Genomic DNA, 15,397 nt, shown 5'->3' on the forward strand with positions numbered 1-15,397 from the left:
TCTTTACCCTCCTTTTCCCCTGGTCCCCATGTGGTGGAGCGGGAGCCCGAGTGCGGACATGGCTCCCGCTTCTGGACTCATGCCGCTGTCCGGCCTGCTCCGCTGCGGGGGTTCGCGGTCATCAGCAGCGTGCTGGGACGCACGGTGGCCCGGGCAACGGGCCGGACCACCTGTCGGTCCGACAGTTCGAGCCGCCACTGCCTGGCAATCGTCGCGACCGCCGTAGTCAGCTCGGTCAGGGCGAAATGGTCACCGTCGCACTTGTGCTTACCGGCACCGAACGGGACCCAGGCACCCTCGGGGAGAGCCGCGGCCTGCCCCTCGTCCAGCCACCGGTCCGGATCGAAGCGCAACGGATCGGGGAAAATGGCGGGGTCCCGGTGCATGGCGTGCTGACAGTACGCCAGCTCGCGGCGGGGATCTCCCAGTCGCCCAGGCGCGTGGGGGTGAGGGTGCGGCGCGTGACAAGCCATCCGGTGTGGTGCAGGCGGAGTGTCTCCGTGATGACATTGCGCAGGAAGGGGGGCCTGCCGACGTCCTCGAAGGCCACAGGGCGATCCGCGAGTACCTGTTCCAGCTCGCTGTGCAGCCGCTCCTCGATGCCGGGGTCGCGCGCGAGTTCGTACAGAATCCAGCTGAGGACCGAGGCTGTGGTTTCCGTACCGGCGACCGCGAGTGTCAGGATCTCGGAGCAGATCCGGTGACGCGACATCAGTTCACCTGTCTCCTCGTCCCGGGCGTGCAAGAGCGCCGAGAGCATGGCCCCCGTGTCGTGTCCCGACGCCTGCAGGCCGTCCACCGCGTCACCGATGATCGCGCGGACCGCGGCTCGGGACTCGTTGAAGCGCCGGTTCGCGGGCAGTGGCAGTTGCTCCACCCAGTCGGGCAGCATGACGCGTGTCCCGACGCCGTTCATCACGATGGACAGGTCGCGCCGCAGTTGATGAAAGGCCCGTTCGTCGAGGCTTGAGGAGAACACTGTCGCCACGAGCATGTCGAGGGACAGCTTCACCATCGCCTCGCGTACGTCCACGACTTGCCCCGGTTTCCAGTCCGCGACGGTACTGGTCACCTGTTCGCGCATGAGATCGACGTACCGGGCGATCTCCGCATGACGGAAGGCGGGCTGCAACTGGCGTCGCGCACGGACGTGTGCGGTGCCGGCGGCGGTGACGACGCTGTCGCCGCCGAGAACCTGGCCCATTTTTTCGAAGAGCCGGCCCTTGTCCAGGTTTGGTGCGAGGTCCACCAGCATCGTGCGGATCAGGTCGGGGCGGTTGACGACGATCGTCGGTTGCCCTGGCTGTAGGTAAATCCTGACCAGGGGTCCGTAGTCGCGCAGGGAGGCGATGAAGCGCAGGTTGTCGCGCATGAGGGGGACGGCGTGGCCCAGAAGGGGGAGAGCACCGGTGGCCGTGGGTATAGGTGGCGCAGTATTGATCATGGTCGCATCATTTCCCCTCCACGCGCGGGCGCAATCGCCGCCCGGGGTGAGGTGGCGTCAGAGCCCTGGCGCCGCACCGGCCTCTGGTTCACGCCAAGGCGTTTCGCGGATCGCGCGGCCCTTGTCGCGGCATGGTGTGGAAGAGTTGTGGTAGCGAGTTGTGGTTGTCGCATGGATGTCACCCACAGTTGCCCGTGGTGTGGAAGGGTCCGGTCACCGTCGTGATCGCCCGCCGCTGTGGCGGGCGCCCGTGAGAGGACACCATCCCCATGTCCCGTCGTAACAAACTGAGATGGGCCGCCGCCCTGGTCGCGACCGCGTCCATAGGCATGGTCACCGTAACCCCCACCCAGGCCCGCCCCGCCGCTGCGCCTGCTGACAGCGCCGCAACCGCAGCGGTGGCGGCGTCGGACCCGAGCACGTACTACGCGGCGGCGGCCGGCAAGACCGGTGCCGCGCTGAAGAGCAGCCTGCACACGATCATCAGCACACAGTCCACGGTGTCGTACGACCAGGTGTGGACGGCCCTGAAGAACACCGACCAGGACCCGGCGAACACCGCCAACGTGATCGAGCTGTACACCGGCAAGTCCATCGCCAAGACGCGCAACGGCGGCAACACCGGCGACTGGAACCGTGAGCACGTATGGGCCAAGTCCCACGGCGACTTCGGAACCTCCACCGGGCCGGGCACCGACCTGCACCACCTGCGGCCTGAAGACGTTACCGTCAACAGCATCCGTGGCAACAAGGACTTCGACAACGGCGGCACCGCCGTTTCCGGCGCGGCGGGCAACTACACCGACGCCGACAGCTTTGAGCCGCGCAGCGCCGTCAAGGGCGACGTGGCCCGCATGATCCTCTACATGGCCGTCCGTTACGACGGCGGAGACGGCTTCGCGGACCTCGAACCCAACGACCGGGTCAGCAACGGCTCGCTTCCCGCGATCGGCCGCCTCAGCGTCCTGAAGCAGTGGTCTCTCCAGGACCCGCCGGACACCTTCGAGAAGCGCCGCAACGAGATCATCTACAGCACGTACCAGCGCAACCGGAACCCGTTCATCGACCACCCCGAATGGGTCGAATCGATCTGGTAGAGCCGGCTGCGCGAACCATGTCACGACCGGGGTGGTGGCCTTCGTGCCGCTGCCCCCGGTCGCTGGTGCGCCGCCCGCCCCGTGCGGGCCCTGGGCGCCGTCCCCTCCATCCCTCGCGGTGGTCCCGGTGGTGCCGGTCGAGGGTTCCACAAGGACCGGAGAGGGGCGTTTCGCTGCCGGGTGGACGCATCTGCGAGTACCGCGCGTATGAGCGGGAAGGTGCGATCTACGACGAAAAGGGCAACGTGGTGAGGCGGAGGCAGGAGGTCGAGGGTCATGAGCCGCTCAGGGCGGGCAGCGCACGGTATGCGGGTGAGTGCCCAAGGACCCGGTCCGGCTGATCCCGGCCCACACATTCTTGTTCCCGGTGGGATCATCGGGGCAGCGCACGCGGCAGGCGGCCGTCAGTCATGGCCAGCCGAGGAAAGGCGACCGACATGACCACCTCATGGAACACGCGGCAGGACGAGGACCCGCTCGTCGGCGTACGGACGTACGCCGACATCGACCTGGCCCTCAAGGGGCACCGGGGGACGGGTGGGGTTCCGCAGTTCGCTGCCGGAGCGGAAGCCGCCTACGCATGGGCCATGGGCCGCAGCGGCCGCTCGCCGGTCACCGGCACGGACGACGCGGAGCACATTCCGGAGCTGTCGCTGCTGACCGCCGAAGTGGACGCGTCGGTGGTCCGGTTGGACGACCCCACCCTCGAAGCCGGCACGCGTGACTTCGTCCGCGGGGTGCACGACGCTCTGGCCTGGATCTGCGGGTACAGCGACCAGCCCGCCTGAACCGCGCGTGCGCAGCGGCAGCCGCAAGGGGGGCCGGGTTCAATCGGCGCAATCGGGCCCACCGGTTCAAGCGATCACTCCAGCGCGACGGTCAGCAGGGCCGAAGCGACCATGACGGACGCCACGACCAGCATGATCAGCCTGGTCCGTTCCCCGATCGCGGCGAAGGTTCGCAGACTGTTCCGGCCCGGCGGACGCGTAAGCGTCTTCCCTGCCTGCCGGGGCTGGTCGTCGACGTCCAGCAGGAGCCGGCACCAGCGACAAGCCTGGGCCGCGTGCGCGTCATCGAGCCAGTACGAACCCGCGAGCTGTGCGTAGGGGACCGACCGAGGCGTGTCATTGGAAGCGTCCATGTGGACCACAACGACGGAGCAGGCGGGGGAGAACGCCCGGTGTCACAGCCGCAATGGCCCCGTCATCCACCCGTTAGGCGACTGTGCCCTACGAGCCGGGGAGGTCGGCGGCGACCGGCGCGGTGGCCACGTGGGCGGCGCCGGTGCATATCTCTATGCGCCCCCGGCGCACTTCTTCCTTCCCGGCCCGGCCACCGGTCGCGGTTCGGGTGTGCGACGTAGGTTGATGGCGGGTTCGCGGTCGCCGGTCGCCCGCCGCCGGCCGCTGATCCGGCGGCGATGACGGCGGTTCACCGGCTCCACAGGCCGGGCACGCGTGCGGGACCGGTCGCAGGAGGCGCGGCAAGTTACCTCAGCCGCATGAAGAACCGATACATCATTTGAGCGGAACACGCCTTTGCGTGACAGAAACCACCCATATGCCGCGCATCCTGCCTAATGCTTATGCAGTTGGGTGGAATATGATAAAAATTATGCGGGTCGGCATGCCCGCGCGCCGCTCGCTCACTTCCGGGGGCAATAGCGCGGCCTTCGCCGTTCGTATGGGGGAGTGGGTTTTCACACCGGCCTCCGGTCACTCCGCCCGGGAAGCGGGCGCGACCTTGCGCGACGACGACCGATGGATCGACCTGCGGTATTCGGCCCCGCTTCTTGAAGACCTGCTGGCGGAACTGCGAAGCATCGAGGCGGATTTCGTCGCCCGGTCGAGCAGCGCTGAAGTGTCCGACTGGCCCGGTGTTCAGTCGGCCGGGCAGCCTCATGCATGAGGGACGCGGCCGTCACAGCCGCGTAGGCCCTTTTTCTCCTGCCGACCCGCCCACCGACTGGACGAACCCGGTCGACGGCTGTCCCCCGCCTCCACTGCGCCATCAGCCGTCCGATCCGCTCGACTCCCTGGACGTGGCCTGGGACCCGGCAGAGGAACTCGCCCACCTCTTGCAGGAAGCCATCGCGGCGGACCCCGGCGACGCCCCCACGCTGCCCGGTGCGGACGAACCGCCGGTGGTCGGAGCCGACGACGCCCCTCTCACGGGCCTGACGCGGATCACGGCGGAGCTGCCGGCCGTGCGCCCCTCGCCCTCCCGCCGCCGTCGCGCCCTCTCGCGCAGACGCACGGCCGGAGCCTTGCAGACCGCCAGCTTCTTTCTCGCCGCGCTCGCCGCCGTCGTGGTCTCCATGGTGTGTGTCTTCGGTGGCATGGTCACGTACGACCCGCTGCGTCACCTCGCCAAATACCGCACCACGGACAACGCCGTGCGGTGGTGGCCGCTGCTCGTCTACGGGCCGTGGATGGTCGCATCGCTGTCCATCCTGCGCGCCGCCCTCCACCAGCGCCGCGCCGCACACTCCTGGGCCGTCGTGCTGCTCTTCTCCACCGTCTCCATACTCCTGTGTGTTTCACAGGCCCCTCGCACCGTGGTCGACGTATCAGCCGCCGCGCTCCCCTCGCTCGCCGCGCTCGCATGCTTCCAGCAGCTCGTACGGCAGATCACCCTCACCCGGCCACCCCGCCAAGCCGCCCCCCGTCACCGCGGTCCGGCGACTTCGGCGCAGCGCTCCGCCGGCTCGGGCCGGACACCGGCGTAGCACCGGCCCGCGCGCGCGGGCCGGTGCTACGCACCTGTTCAGCGTCGTACGTGGTGCTGGACTGCCGAACTGAACGCGGAGCTGAAAGCGGTCATGCAGGAGGAGCAGTACCGTTCCGCGGCCGCTTCGATCTGGGCGAGCAGGGCGGCGGGGGAGTCCGGCATCAACGAGCGCCCGCACAGAGTGCTGGCGGTGACGTCCTTGTGGATGACATGCCAGATCAGTTCGCCCTTGCCGATTGTGGGCTCGGCGCGCATCTCGTACATCGGCGTGCCTTTCTGCGCAGACGCAAAGCGGGACGAACTGCCCGCTGTCTCCATGAGAAGCGATCGCGGCCGAAGGGGCGAATCGGCGTAGGCCGACGGGCGGAAAACCGTACGGCGGAGGTTTACCGGTACGTAGCCCTCCGCCGCCCTCGTCGAGCGCATCCGCAGCTCAGCGCCGGTGGTGTGCCCCGGTGCACGCGCCTGGTCAGTCGCTGAGGCGCACCCGGCCGAGCCGGACGACCATGGCGGGGTCGCGGTGGTCGAAGAACTGCGAGGTTCCGGTGTCCAGGGTGGCGATGGACGCCATCTGGGCGGCGGTGAGTGCGAAGTCGAAGATGTTGATGTTCTCCGCCATGCGTTCGGCGCGAACGGACTTGGGAATCGCGACGATGTCGCGCTGGGTCAGCCAGCGCAGAACGACCTGTGCCACGGACTTGCCGTGGCTCTCGGCGATCTCGCTCAGGAGCGGGTGAGTGAAGATGTTGTTGCGGCCTTCCGCGAACCCGCCCCAGGACTGGAGCTGGACCCCGTGCTCGCGCATCACGTCCTGGTCGGTGCCGCGCTGGAAGAACGGATGGGTCTCGATCTGATTCACCGCAGGCGTCACCTCGTTGTTGATGGCCAGGTCCACGAGCCGGTCGGGATAGAAGTTGGCGACACCGATCGCCTTGACCCGCCCTTCGCGGTAGAGGTCCTCCATGGCGCGCCACTGCCCGTAGACGTCGCCGAACGGCTGGTGCATCAGATACAGGTCGACGTGGCCGAGGCCGAGCTTGTCCAGCGACGTCTCGAAGGCGCGCTTGGCGTTCCGCTCCGCGGGCGCGTCCTGGACCCACAGCTTGGTGGTGACGAACAGTTCCTCGCGCGGGATGCCGCTGCTCCTGATCGCGCGGCCGACGGCCACCTCGTTTCCGTAGGCTGCGGCGGTGTCGAGCAGGCGGTAGCCGGCGGCGAGGGCGTCGGTGACGGCCCGCTCTGTCCGGTCGGGCGGGATCTGGTACGCGCCGAAGCCGAGGATCGGCATACGGACGCCGTTGTTCAGGGTGACGTTCTGCACGGGGTTCCTTCTGGGCGCGATGCGGCGGTGGGGACTTCCACTCTGGCCCGATCGCCCGGGGGCCGCTCGCCGTGGGGACGAGTGCGCCGTGTCGCCGGCCAGCCCCGGCCCCGGCTGGGACTGGGACCGGGCCCTTGGCCGGCGTCCGAGACGGCCGGAAGCCGCAGCGCCGGCCGAGCCAGTGGCCGGCCCTCCCTCATGCGTCGCCAGAAGTGAGGGGGGACGGATTGAACCCCTTGCTGATGAGCCGGACGGCGAGCGTGACTTCCCAGGCGAAAACGGGGATCGCCGCGACCGAACCCAGCACGGAGAGCTGCTCGTAGAGACCGAACATCACAGCGGTCGCCGAAACGCAGATCAGCGGACCCCGACCAGCCCCAGCACGGCGATGAACCGGGGTACGAGCCGCGAGCGGTACATCAGGTACGCCAGGACCAGTGAGTTCGCGCCCAGGATGAAGTTGGGCCCGAAAAGGAACGTCCAGTCATGGATCGCCACCAGGGTCTTGCCCGCCGTGACCGTGGCCGCGGCGTCGGCGCCGGAGGACGCCGCGAAGTCTCTTCTCAGCGTCACGACCGACAGAACGCTGACGATGCCGACGACAATGACGGCGGCTTCGAGAAGGCGACCACAGACGTAGCCCAGAGCGGCCCCTTCGTTCTGTCTCCTGATGACCGGGAACAGGGTGACCCCGGTACCGATGGCGGCTATCGCGAGGACGAGTTCGAACAGCGCCCCCAAGAACACCCGGCTGTCGGCGCCCGGACCGACGACGTAACCGGTGCTCTCCAGCACGGGCCCGTACAGCACAAGCCCGCCGATCGCGGCGACCTCCGTGACAAGGAAGAACGCTCCGGTGACAACCGCGACTTTTCCAGCTGAGCCCATGTGGACCCTCCCCATGAAAGGTGTACGGCGTACACCGAAGGCCCACGGTAGGTGTACGGCGTACACTCGTCAAGGCGGATGCCTTCCACGGCTCACCACAAGGGGAGTTGACCGACATGACTCAGCAGGCGGAGGCGGCGCGCCGGCCTCCTCTGAGCAGGGACCGCGTGCTGCGCGCCGGGGTCGCGCTCGCCGACGAGGCCGGGATCGATTCACTGAGCATGCGCAAGCTCGCACAGGAGCTGGGCGTGGTGCCGATGGCGCTCTACAAGCATGTCGCCAACAAGGAGCAGCTCCTGGACGGCATGGTGGATGTCGTCGTCGGCGAGATCGAGCCCCCGGACCCCGGAAGCGACTGGAAGGGCGCGGTCAGGCGCAGGATCCTCTCGGCGCGACGAGCGCTCATCGGTCACCCCTGGGCAGCTCAGGTGATCCAATCGCGACCCAGGCCAACACCGGTCGTGCTCGCGTACATGGACTCGGTGATCGGGATGTTCCGGACCGGCGGCTTCTCGGTCGATCTGACACACCATGTGATGCATGCGCTGGGCAGCCGCATGCTGGGGTTCACCCAGGAACTGTTCGACGCCTCGCCCGGCCCGGAACCGGACGCGCCGGCTCCCGCGTCCGCGGGGGACGCGGGACAGTACCCCTATGTGGCGGAGCTGGCCGGGGCGGTGGCCCATGAGGAGGGGTCCGTCGTGGGCGGGGGCTGTGACGATCAGTTCGAGTTCGAGTTCTCGCTGGACCTTCTCCTGGACGGATTCGAACGACTCCGGCGGCAGGGGTGGACATCCGCCCGTCGCCCGCAGGAGACGTCGGAGGCGCAAGAGGCGCAGGAGACGACTGGATGACGCGACGCCCCCGGCGTGGGGCGCAGTGGCCTGCGTAAGACGGTAGTGGAGAAGAAGGCCCGCCGGTCAGCCGGTGGCGATGCGCTCGACCGCGGCCGCGACGAGTTCTTCGCGTTCGGCCTCGGAGAAGACGTCCGGCAGCGTCAGCTGCTCCACGATGAGCCAGTTGAACGCCAAGTACAGCAGCCGGACCGAGGTGGCGTCCCCGGGCAGGCCGGAGGCCAGATGGTAGGAGACGTTGGCGTCGATGTCCGAGCGGACCCGCTCGGTCAGGACCGCGCGCAGCTCGGGGCGCCGGGTGGCTTCCAGCCGGAGTTCGAGCAGAGCCAGATAGCCCGTCCTGAACGTGCCGACACGGCTGACGAGTTCGCGCATCAGCATCGTGTAGGTGTCCCGGTCCGGCTTGCCGGCGCGGTGCCGTGCGATGGTCGCGTCGTCCGGCTGTAGCCGCTCGTAGACGCGGGAGCCCGTCTGGGTGAGCAAGTCGTCGCGGTTGGCGAAGTAATTGGACGCGGTCCCGGCGGGCACGCCGGCCTCGACGTCCACCGAACGGAACGTCAGGCCGCGCGCGCCTTCTCTGGCCAGCACCTCGATGGCCGCGTCTACCAGGGCGGCCCTGCGCTCGGTGTTCTTGCGCACCATTGAAGCTGCTCCACACGTAGTACTGCACCGGTGTCACTACAGTCAGAGTACTACGGTTGGAGTTCACCGTACGGTGGCGAACGGGCCCCCGGGGCCGAAGGCCAGGGCGGCGAAGCGTTCGCCGATGCGGCGGTGGGTGGCGGCGTCCGGGTGGAGCTGGTCGGGCAGCGGCAGTTCGGCGAAGTCCGCCTCGCCGTAGAGGTCGCGGCCGTCGAGGTAGTGCAGGTTCGGGTCGTCGGCAGCCCGTTGCTTCACGATGCGGGCCAGTTCGTCCCGGACGACGTTGAGGGTCAGCTTCCCGCCCGCCCGTTCCGCGGGGTCGCCCGCGGCCCGGAACCGCAGCCTTCCGGCACTGAGGTCGCTGAAGTCGGGGGCGCTGGGGCCGGGGGTGTCCTCGTGGATGGGGCACAGGATGGGTGAGACGACCAGGAGCGGAGTGGTGGGGTGGCCCTCGCGGACGGTGTCGAGAAAGCCGTGCACCGCGGGCCCGAAGGCGCGCAGGCGCATCAGATCGGTGTTGACGAGGTTGATGCCGATCTTCACGCTGATCAGGTCCGCCGGGAGGTCGCGCAGGGTGCGGGCGGTGAACGGATCGAGCAGGGCACTGCCGCTCAGGCCGAGGTTGGTCAGCTCCACACCACCGAGCGAGCCGGCGAGCGCCGGCCAGGTCGTGCTGGGACTCGCGGCGTCGGAGCCGTGGCTGACGGAACTGCCGTGATGCACCCACTTCCTGCGGCCCCCGTCCGGTCGGGGCTCGACGGGAGCGTCGGTGCGCAGCGCGACCAGCTCGGTGACCTCGTTGTACGGCAGCCAGATCTCGACGTCCTTGGCATGGCCGGGGAGGCCGGAGAACCGTACGGTGCCGACCGGTCCCGGCAGGGTCTCGGCTGCTCCCGTCGTCATGTCCATCAGGAGGACGTTGCCTCCGGTGACACTGGCCTGCCGGGCCGGCCGGCCGTCGACGAGCAGGTCGTACACCCCGTCGGGGCGGGGCGGAGCGCCCCGGTAGGCGTTCTTGGTGCGGAGCGCGTCCAGCTCGACGACCGTGGCCCGCGTACGGAACACCAGCCGTACGCCGGACGGCTGGGCCTCCGCCATGGCCAACTGCCCGTCGGCGCACTGGGCGCGGGCCCGGGCGGGCAGCCGGTGCGGCAGCACGCCGTGCGCGGTGCGCTCCAGATCCAGGGCGCCGCGCAGGAGGTCCGCGGTGATGGACGTGGTTATCCAGTCCGTCTCGCGGTCGGTCGTGGGGGTGTGGGGGATGTCGCTGAGCCGGTCGTTCATCGTCGCATTCTGCTGGACGGGTACGTGGTGAGGCCAATGAATTCCCGTAGGGCACATCCGCACGACGTCTCCCGGTGCGCTGCTCAGCGAGTGGCAACCAGTGGTACATCTCTGGGAGTTCTTCCGCTGTGGGGCCAGGAAGAGCGCCTGCCGACCCTGGCGGGGCCGCGCCTCTCGTCGGGCTCCCGGAGCCAAGCGGTATCGCGCACACCGCAGTCGCGCACACCAGTCGCGAGCGCCGGGCGGTCAGTCGGGAAGCGGGCTGCCACAGCGCGCGCAGTACCGCGCGTCCCGGTCGGCGGCCAGCCGCCCGCAGTCCGGGCAGACCCGCTGGAGCAGACAGGCGGCTTCGCCGCCTTCGGGTGAGGCTGGCGTTACGCCGAGACCGGGCCGCCGGGTGTGGACGGTCAGATACGTCATCCCGTCCGGGCCGGCGGTCAGCGAGCGCCGGGACCCCTTCGCCAGCCAGGCAGCCGAGTGCAGTGTCAGCGGACGCGTTTCCTCGCCGGTGGTGACTCTGCCGCTGCCCTGAACCACAATCATCAGCACATCGAGGGTCGGTTCCGTGTGCTCGGCGATGACACCACCCGGCCCGAGGCGGACAAGATTGGCGTCCAGGCCGCGCTGCGCCCCGGTCAGCCGCCACAGGGCGCCGGCCGCTCCGGCGGGGGCCCCGGCCATCTCCGCGTCGAGGTCGGTCACGGCCGCGGCGGAGGGGGAGTGCGTCATGTCCGTCCTTTGCGCGTCGCCGACTGCCCGGAAGCGAGCGCCGACTGCCTGGAAGCGAGCGTGGCGCTCGATCCCCCCACCCTAATTCGTGCGGGGCGCGCGAACGGACCGAGCCTTGTCACCCCACCGCGCCGGTACCCTCCCAGGGCGATGTCGTTCACCGGCAACCGGCTCGGCCGACCCGGACCAATCCGTAGAAAACCCGCACGTTAAGATCATGGGTGATTGCGTCGGCCGAACCAGGACACGGGCGCGAGGGTGGCCCGACTGTCGATCACAGCACTGGGCGCAGCAGTCCGCCCTTCCTCATCCTGCCCTTTGTCCCTGCCCGGCCGTACGGCCGCCTGCCCCGGAAACACCGCACATGAGCATCGACGCCGCCCCGCGTCCCGATACGGTCCCACTCGTCCCCGAGGCACCGAGTCGGCGTAAGCCCCTCGGACGGGCTCCGGCCCGGCCCACCCCTGTGGCCGCCTTCCACAGCATCAGCGCCGCGACAGCCGTCCTGCTGGGGCTCGTCGCGATCGGCGCGATGATCCACGAACCGGTACTCATACCCCCACTGGCCGCCAGCGCGGCCCTGGTGCACAGCGCCCCCGCCCTGCCACTGGCCCAGCCCGCAGCGTGGTCATCGGCCACTTGATCGGAGCCGGCGTCGGCTACGGCGTCCTGGCGGCGGCGGGCAGCAGCCCCTGGGCCGCGGCAGTGGCGGCCGGCGTCACGCTCGCGCTGAACATGACCGCCCGTACGCCGCAAGCACCCGCCTGCGCCACGGCCGTCGTCATCGTGCTCCAGGCTCCGGCGCCCGCCCGGTTCGTCCCCCTGCTGCTCGGCGCCACCGTTCTCCTCGTCATCACGGGGTACGCGGGCTCCCGCATCCGCCGCACAGCGGTGAGGTACCCCGCCTACTGGTGGTGAGGGTTCGCGGCTCGTCAGAACACCTGGGCCGTAACGGACCGGTGCCCCGCACGGCGGGTGGCGGTGGCGGAGCAACCGGACCCCGTCGGGATTCGATTGCCGCGCCACCGCCACCCCGCCGCCGGGGCACCGGACCGGAAAACCGGCCGGGATCAGACCGCGGGGGCCGGGTAGGTCGGGTACTCCACACCGGAGACGTGCTGGACGACGCGGATCACCTGGCACGAGTAGCCGAACTCGTTGTCGTACCAGAGATAGAGGATCGCGTTGTCGCCCTCGACCTTGGTGGCGCCCGCGTCCACGATCGAGGCGTGGCGCGATCCGATGAAGTCGCTGGAGACCGCGTCGGGAGCGCTGATGAAGTCGATCTGGCGCTTGAGCGGCGAGGTGAGCGACACGTCGCGGAGGTAGTCGAGGACCTCTTCGCGGGTGGTCTCGCGCGCGAGCTGGAGGTTGAGAATCGCGATCGAGACGTCCGGCACCGGGACGCGGATCGAGCTGCCGGTGATCTTCGCCTTGAGGTCCGGCAGCGCCTTGGCGACGGCGGAGGCGGCGCCGGTCTCGGTGATGACCATGTTGAGCGCTGCCGAGCGGCCGCGACGGTCCGAATCGTGGTAGTTGTCCAGCAGGTTCTGGTCGTTGGTGAACGAGTGGACGGTCTCCACGTGGCCACGCAGGACGCCGTACTCGTCCGCCATCGCCTTCAGCGGCGGGACGATCGCGTTGGTGGTGCAGGACGCGCAGGACAGGATCTGCTCGTCCGGCTTGATGGTGTCGTGGTTGACCCCGTGCACGATGTTGGGGACGTCGCCCTTGCCCGGAGCGGTCAGGACGACCTTGTCGATGCCGGGGCGCAGGTGCTTCGACAGACCCTCGCGGTCACGCCACTTGCCGGTGTTGTCGATGAGGATGGCGTTGTTGATGCCGTACGCCGTGTAGTCGACCTCCGACGGGTTTCCGGCGTAGATCACCTTGATCTCGTTGCCGTTGGCGACGATCGTGCTGTTCGCCTCGTCGACGGTGATCGTGCCCTGGAACTGGCCGTGGATCGAGTCGCGGCGCAGCAGCGAGGCGCGCTTGACGAGGTCCTGCTCGCCGCCCTGGCGGACGACGATGGCGCGCAGTCGCAGACCGTTGCCGGAGCCGGCCTTCTCGATGAGCAGGCGGGCTACGAGGCGGCCGATGCGGCCGAAGCCGTAGAGGACGACGTCGCGGGGCTCGCGGCGTTCGATCTTCTCGGCACCCGTGGCGCCGGCGACGGCCTCGGCGGTGAACTCCTCGACCGAGAGACCACGCTCATCGGTCTTGTGCGTGGCGGCGAGCATGCCGATGTCGATCTGCGACGGGCCGAGATCGAGCTTGGTGAGGGCCTGGAGGAACGGGAGCGTCTCGGTGACCGAGAGCTCCGCGCCGGCTATCTGCCGGGCGAATCGGTGGGTCTTGAGAATGCTGACCACCGACTTGTTCACCAGGGAGCGGCTGTGAAGGAGGACCGTGACGTCCTGCTCCCGGTGCAGCTTCCCGATAATCGGGATCATCGACTCCGCGATCTCCTCGCGGGTTTTCCAGCTGGTGAACGAGTCGTCATTGACAGTCACAGGTTTATCTTTCGAGCTAGGCGGCGCTCATATGCTAGCCCCTCGCTACTTTGATCTTTCCATGGGTCCCACCGGGGCGGCGCCTGCCCGGGTCCGGCGCTGACCACGCGGTGGCGCCCGCGGGGCACACCGGCCGGGGGATACGGCACCCTGGCTCAGTCGAGGACGGCGAGTCAGTCGAGGACGGCGAGGTGGTCGGCGGCGCCTCCCCGCCATTCGATCTCGAAGACGGTCGCGTCGTCGCTGGTGCGTCCGCCGCGTGCCTTCTTGAGCGCGCGGGAGATCCACAGGGCGCCTGCCCGCATTCCCTGTTCGGGGTGCTCGTTGATGCAGCGGATGAGGCGTTCTTCACCGGACGGTTCCCCGTCGGCGTCGCGCTCCTCGATCACGCCGTCGGTGTAGCACACCACCCGGTCTCCGGGCCGGAGCTGGTACTCGGTGATGGGCGGGTGGTCGCCGCCGAGACCGACCGGCAGGGTGGTGGGGCTCTCCAGCTGCCGGTCGACCCGCTGGTCGCGGATCAGCAGCGGTGCGGGTGGCCCGCGTTGACCCATTGCAGCAAGCCGGTGGTGACGTCGAGGTTCATCATCTGGGCGGTGACGAAGTGGTCCGGCCCGAACTGCTCGGCGATGGCCCTGTCCATGTACGTGTACTTCTGGGCCAGGCCGATGCCGGAGCGCCTCGCGTGGCGGTAGGCGCCGACGGCGACGGTCGCCATGGTGGCGGCGTCCAGGCCGTGGCCCATCGCGTCGATCACGGCCGCGTGCAGGATGTCGTCGTTGAGGGCGTAGTCGAAGCTGTCGCCGGCGATGTTGTACGCGGGTTCGACGGCTCCCGACACGGCGACCTGCGGTACGGACATCGTCAGCGGTGGCAGCAGTGACCACGGCATCTCGGCGGCGACGCTCATCGGTTCACGGCGCCGGGCCTGGAAGAACCGGTCCGTGTAGGCGTGCTTGGTGACCAGTATGTCGGCGACCAGGCCGGCGAGTCTGCGCAGCAGGCGCCGGTCGTCATCATCGATGGTGTCCAGGGTGAGGGCCATGACTCCCACCTCGTCGCTGCCGTCCAGCAGCGGCAGGTAGACCCGTACGCCGTCGGGCCGCCGTACCTGGACCGATTTCCCGAGCAGGAAGGCATCGCCGGCCGGAGACTCGCCGATGACCTCCGGCTCGCCCACGACGAGCTGCCTGCCCGGGAGCGGCACGAGCAGTTCCTGCGCGTAGTCCTGTAGGAGGATCGAGACGTCACGGCCACCGACCCTGGCGACTTCCTCGGCGATCAGTGGAGCGATCAACTGGGGCGGCATCTCGTGCGCCCGGTCGAGCAGCACCCCGAGCAGCCGCTCACCGAACCCCTCCGACCGGTCCACCCTGTGACGGTCCGGCCGTCGCTCACCTTCTGCCACAGCCGTTCCCTCTCCTGGCCCGACCTGTTGGTTGGCGTTCACCTGCGTGAGGCGTCCATCGGTCGTCTCGCCCCAGAAGCTTCGCGTCACACGATGATCGCCCGTCGACCCCCGGCATGCCCCGCGTGAAGGGTCTCTTCCCCGATGAATCCCTCATACGGCGGCAGGTGCGCGAGGGCGGTCCCGCTCCTGGAGCGCCTTCCAGTCCACACGGACGCTGTGGCCCCCGCGCGCGAATACCTGTGGCGGCAGGCACAGAAATTGCCGTAATGCGCGATGAGGGTTTGTGGACTCATGGGGAGAGCGATATCGCTGGACGCACACGGGCGATTTCTCCGTGCTACTGTTTGATCTCAGTTGCAGTTGTGGTTCCCAAAGACTTCAAGTGCATTTGCTGGCCTCTTGCGTCGGCGGATGCATTTTTGTATGCCGGAGATTTTTCCGGACGGGGCGATCATCGCGGCGACTCGGGGCACGCACAGTG

The 15,397-nt window shown here is 68.9% G+C and carries 18 protein-coding genes and 1 pseudogene; 7 read left to right on the forward strand and 12 right to left on the reverse strand.

Annotated elements, in window-relative coordinates:
* Window positions 1-77: 77 nt before the first annotated feature.
* Complete coding sequence (locus AS594_RS47325) at window positions 78-353, reverse strand: cytochrome P450 (protein ID WP_276207445.1); 276 nt, start codon at window positions 351-353, stop codon at window positions 78-80.
* A complete protein-coding gene (locus tag AS594_RS32250; protein WP_276207446.1) occupies window positions 236-1,444 on the reverse strand; it encodes a cytochrome P450 in 1,209 nt (402 codons plus the stop codon). Before AS594_RS32250 ends, AS594_RS47325 begins: the two co-directional genes overlap by 118 nt.
* 269 nt (window positions 1,445-1,713) lie before the next feature.
* On the opposite strand from AS594_RS32250, the gene AS594_RS32255 reads away from it, so the two are divergent.
* Both AS594_RS32255 and AS594_RS32260 read left to right on the forward strand, forming a co-directional pair.
* Window positions 1,714-2,541 carry an endonuclease I family protein gene (locus tag AS594_RS32255; protein ID WP_069935666.1) on the forward strand — a complete coding sequence of 276 codons (828 nt, stop codon included), beginning with the start codon at window positions 1,714-1,716 and terminating at the stop codon, window positions 2,539-2,541.
* Window positions 2,542-2,978: 437 nt separating this feature from the next.
* Entirely contained in the window at window positions 2,979-3,329 is a 351-nt protein-coding gene (locus tag AS594_RS32260) for a hypothetical protein (protein WP_240509128.1), read from the forward strand.
* A gap of 74 nt (window positions 3,330-3,403) precedes the next feature.
* Here the strand turns inward: AS594_RS32260 and AS594_RS32265 are convergent, their stop codons facing one another.
* Entirely contained in the window at window positions 3,404-3,682 is a 279-nt protein-coding gene (locus tag AS594_RS32265; RefSeq protein ID WP_069775171.1) for a hypothetical protein, read from the reverse strand.
* 401 nt (window positions 3,683-4,083) lie between these two features.
* Here AS594_RS32265 and AS594_RS32270 point away from each other — a divergent pair, with 401 nt between their 5' ends.
* Both AS594_RS32270 and AS594_RS32275 read left to right on the forward strand, forming a co-directional pair.
* The gene (locus AS594_RS32270) at window positions 4,084-4,449 is read left to right on the forward strand and encodes a hypothetical protein (RefSeq protein WP_141747185.1); all 366 of its coding nucleotides are present in this window, start codon (window positions 4,084-4,086) and stop codon (window positions 4,447-4,449) included.
* Window positions 4,442-5,269, forward strand: a complete 828-nt coding sequence (locus tag AS594_RS32275) for a DUF2637 domain-containing protein (RefSeq protein WP_079148789.1) — start codon at window positions 4,442-4,444, stop codon at window positions 5,267-5,269. The genes AS594_RS32270 and AS594_RS32275 overlap by 8 nt, the downstream gene beginning before the upstream one ends.
* 38 nt (window positions 5,270-5,307) lie before the next feature.
* On the opposite strand, the gene AS594_RS32280 is transcribed toward AS594_RS32275, so the two are convergent.
* The 4 genes from AS594_RS32280 to AS594_RS32290 all read right to left on the reverse strand — a co-directional run bounded on the left by AS594_RS32280 (window position 5,308) and on the right by AS594_RS32290 (window position 7,480).
* Window positions 5,308-5,535, reverse strand: a complete 228-nt coding sequence (locus AS594_RS32280) for a hypothetical protein (protein ID WP_069775169.1) — start codon at window positions 5,533-5,535, stop codon at window positions 5,308-5,310.
* 205 nt (window positions 5,536-5,740) lie between these two features.
* Complete coding sequence (locus AS594_RS32285; RefSeq protein ID WP_069935668.1) at window positions 5,741-6,592, reverse strand: aldo/keto reductase; 852 nt, start codon at window positions 6,590-6,592, stop codon at window positions 5,741-5,743.
* Between the two features lie 196 nt (window positions 6,593-6,788).
* Window positions 6,789-6,926, reverse strand: a complete 138-nt coding sequence (locus AS594_RS46415; RefSeq protein ID WP_240509129.1) for a hypothetical protein — start codon at window positions 6,924-6,926, stop codon at window positions 6,789-6,791.
* A gap of 23 nt (window positions 6,927-6,949) precedes the next feature.
* Entirely contained in the window at window positions 6,950-7,480 is a 531-nt protein-coding gene (locus AS594_RS32290; RefSeq protein WP_240509130.1) for a DUF4386 domain-containing protein, read from the reverse strand.
* Between the two features lie 116 nt (window positions 7,481-7,596).
* Here AS594_RS32290 and AS594_RS32295 point away from each other — a divergent pair, with 116 nt between their 5' ends.
* On the forward strand, window positions 7,597-8,334 hold the full coding sequence (locus AS594_RS32295; protein WP_069935669.1) for a TetR/AcrR family transcriptional regulator: 738 nt from the start codon (window positions 7,597-7,599) through the stop codon (window positions 8,332-8,334).
* Between the two features lie 66 nt (window positions 8,335-8,400).
* On the opposite strand, the gene AS594_RS32300 is transcribed toward AS594_RS32295, so the two are convergent.
* The 3 genes from AS594_RS32300 to AS594_RS32310 all read right to left on the reverse strand — a co-directional run bounded on the left by AS594_RS32300 (window position 8,401) and on the right by AS594_RS32310 (window position 10,989).
* On the reverse strand, window positions 8,401-8,976 hold the full coding sequence (locus AS594_RS32300; RefSeq protein ID WP_069932009.1) for a TetR/AcrR family transcriptional regulator: 576 nt from the start codon (window positions 8,974-8,976) through the stop codon (window positions 8,401-8,403).
* Window positions 8,977-9,039: 63 nt separating this feature from the next.
* Entirely contained in the window at window positions 9,040-10,260 is a 1,221-nt protein-coding gene (locus tag AS594_RS32305; RefSeq protein WP_069932008.1) for a GDSL-type esterase/lipase family protein, read from the reverse strand.
* Window positions 10,261-10,506: 246 nt separating this feature from the next.
* A complete protein-coding gene (locus tag AS594_RS32310; RefSeq protein WP_069932007.1) occupies window positions 10,507-10,989 on the reverse strand; it encodes a hypothetical protein in 483 nt (160 codons plus the stop codon).
* 364 nt (window positions 10,990-11,353) lie between these two features.
* Between AS594_RS32310 and AS594_RS46420 the strand changes: the two genes are divergently transcribed.
* Together AS594_RS46420 and AS594_RS46425 are read left to right on the forward strand one after the other, a co-directional pair.
* Window positions 11,354-11,632, forward strand: a complete 279-nt coding sequence (locus tag AS594_RS46420; RefSeq protein WP_240509131.1) for an HPP family protein — start codon at window positions 11,354-11,356, stop codon at window positions 11,630-11,632.
* Window positions 11,629-11,907, forward strand: coding sequence for an HPP family protein (locus AS594_RS46425; RefSeq protein WP_240509132.1), 279 nt, complete (start codon window positions 11,629-11,631; stop codon window positions 11,905-11,907). The genes AS594_RS46420 and AS594_RS46425 overlap by 4 nt, the downstream gene beginning before the upstream one ends.
* Before the next feature lie 152 nt (window positions 11,908-12,059).
* Here AS594_RS46425 and AS594_RS32320 read toward each other — a convergent pair whose 3' ends face one another.
* Together AS594_RS32320 and AS594_RS32325 are read right to left on the reverse strand one after the other, a co-directional pair.
* The gene (locus AS594_RS32320; protein WP_069775161.1) at window positions 12,060-13,505 is read right to left on the reverse strand and encodes a glyceraldehyde-3-phosphate dehydrogenase; all 1,446 of its coding nucleotides are present in this window, start codon (window positions 13,503-13,505) and stop codon (window positions 12,060-12,062) included.
* Between the two features lie 173 nt (window positions 13,506-13,678).
* Window positions 13,679-14,913 (reverse strand): annotated as a pseudogene (locus AS594_RS32325) (PP2C family protein-serine/threonine phosphatase).
* Between the last annotated feature and the right edge of the window lie 484 nt (window positions 14,914-15,397).

The sequence above is a fragment of the Streptomyces agglomeratus genome (assembly GCF_001746415.1).
Classification (GTDB): domain Bacteria; phylum Actinomycetota; class Actinomycetes; order Streptomycetales; family Streptomycetaceae; genus Streptomyces; species Streptomyces agglomeratus.

Bases quoted from the DNA above. Each gene is read 5' to 3' on its own strand.
- AS594_RS32250 (WP_276207446.1), bottom strand. From the start codon at position 1,444: ATGATCAATACTGCGCCACCTATACCCACGGCCACCGGTGCTCTCCCC.
- AS594_RS32265 (WP_069775171.1), bottom strand. From the start codon at position 3,682: ATGGACGCTTCCAATGACACGCCTCGGTCGGTCCCCTACGCACAGCTC.
- AS594_RS46415 (WP_240509129.1), bottom strand. From the start codon at position 6,926: ATGTTCGGTCTCTACGAGCAGCTCTCCGTGCTGGGTTCGGTCGCGGCG.
- AS594_RS32280 (WP_069775169.1), bottom strand. From the start codon at position 5,535: ATGTACGAGATGCGCGCCGAGCCCACAATCGGCAAGGGCGAACTGATC.
- AS594_RS32290 (WP_240509130.1), bottom strand. From the start codon at position 7,480: ATGGGCTCAGCTGGAAAAGTCGCGGTTGTCACCGGAGCGTTCTTCCTT.
- AS594_RS32295 (WP_069935669.1), top strand. From the start codon at position 7,597: ATGACTCAGCAGGCGGAGGCGGCGCGCCGGCCTCCTCTGAGCAGGGAC.
- AS594_RS32255 (WP_069935666.1), top strand. From the start codon at position 1,714: ATGTCCCGTCGTAACAAACTGAGATGGGCCGCCGCCCTGGTCGCGACC.
- AS594_RS32300 (WP_069932009.1), bottom strand. From the start codon at position 8,976: ATGGTGCGCAAGAACACCGAGCGCAGGGCCGCCCTGGTAGACGCGGCC.
- AS594_RS32260 (WP_240509128.1), top strand. From the start codon at position 2,979: ATGACCACCTCATGGAACACGCGGCAGGACGAGGACCCGCTCGTCGGC.
- AS594_RS32275 (WP_079148789.1), top strand. From the start codon at position 4,442: ATGCATGAGGGACGCGGCCGTCACAGCCGCGTAGGCCCTTTTTCTCCT.
- AS594_RS46420 (WP_240509131.1), top strand. From the start codon at position 11,354: ATGAGCATCGACGCCGCCCCGCGTCCCGATACGGTCCCACTCGTCCCC.
- AS594_RS32305 (WP_069932008.1), bottom strand. From the start codon at position 10,260: ATGAACGACCGGCTCAGCGACATCCCCCACACCCCCACGACCGACCGC.
- AS594_RS32310 (WP_069932007.1), bottom strand. From the start codon at position 10,989: ATGACGCACTCCCCCTCCGCCGCGGCCGTGACCGACCTCGACGCGGAG.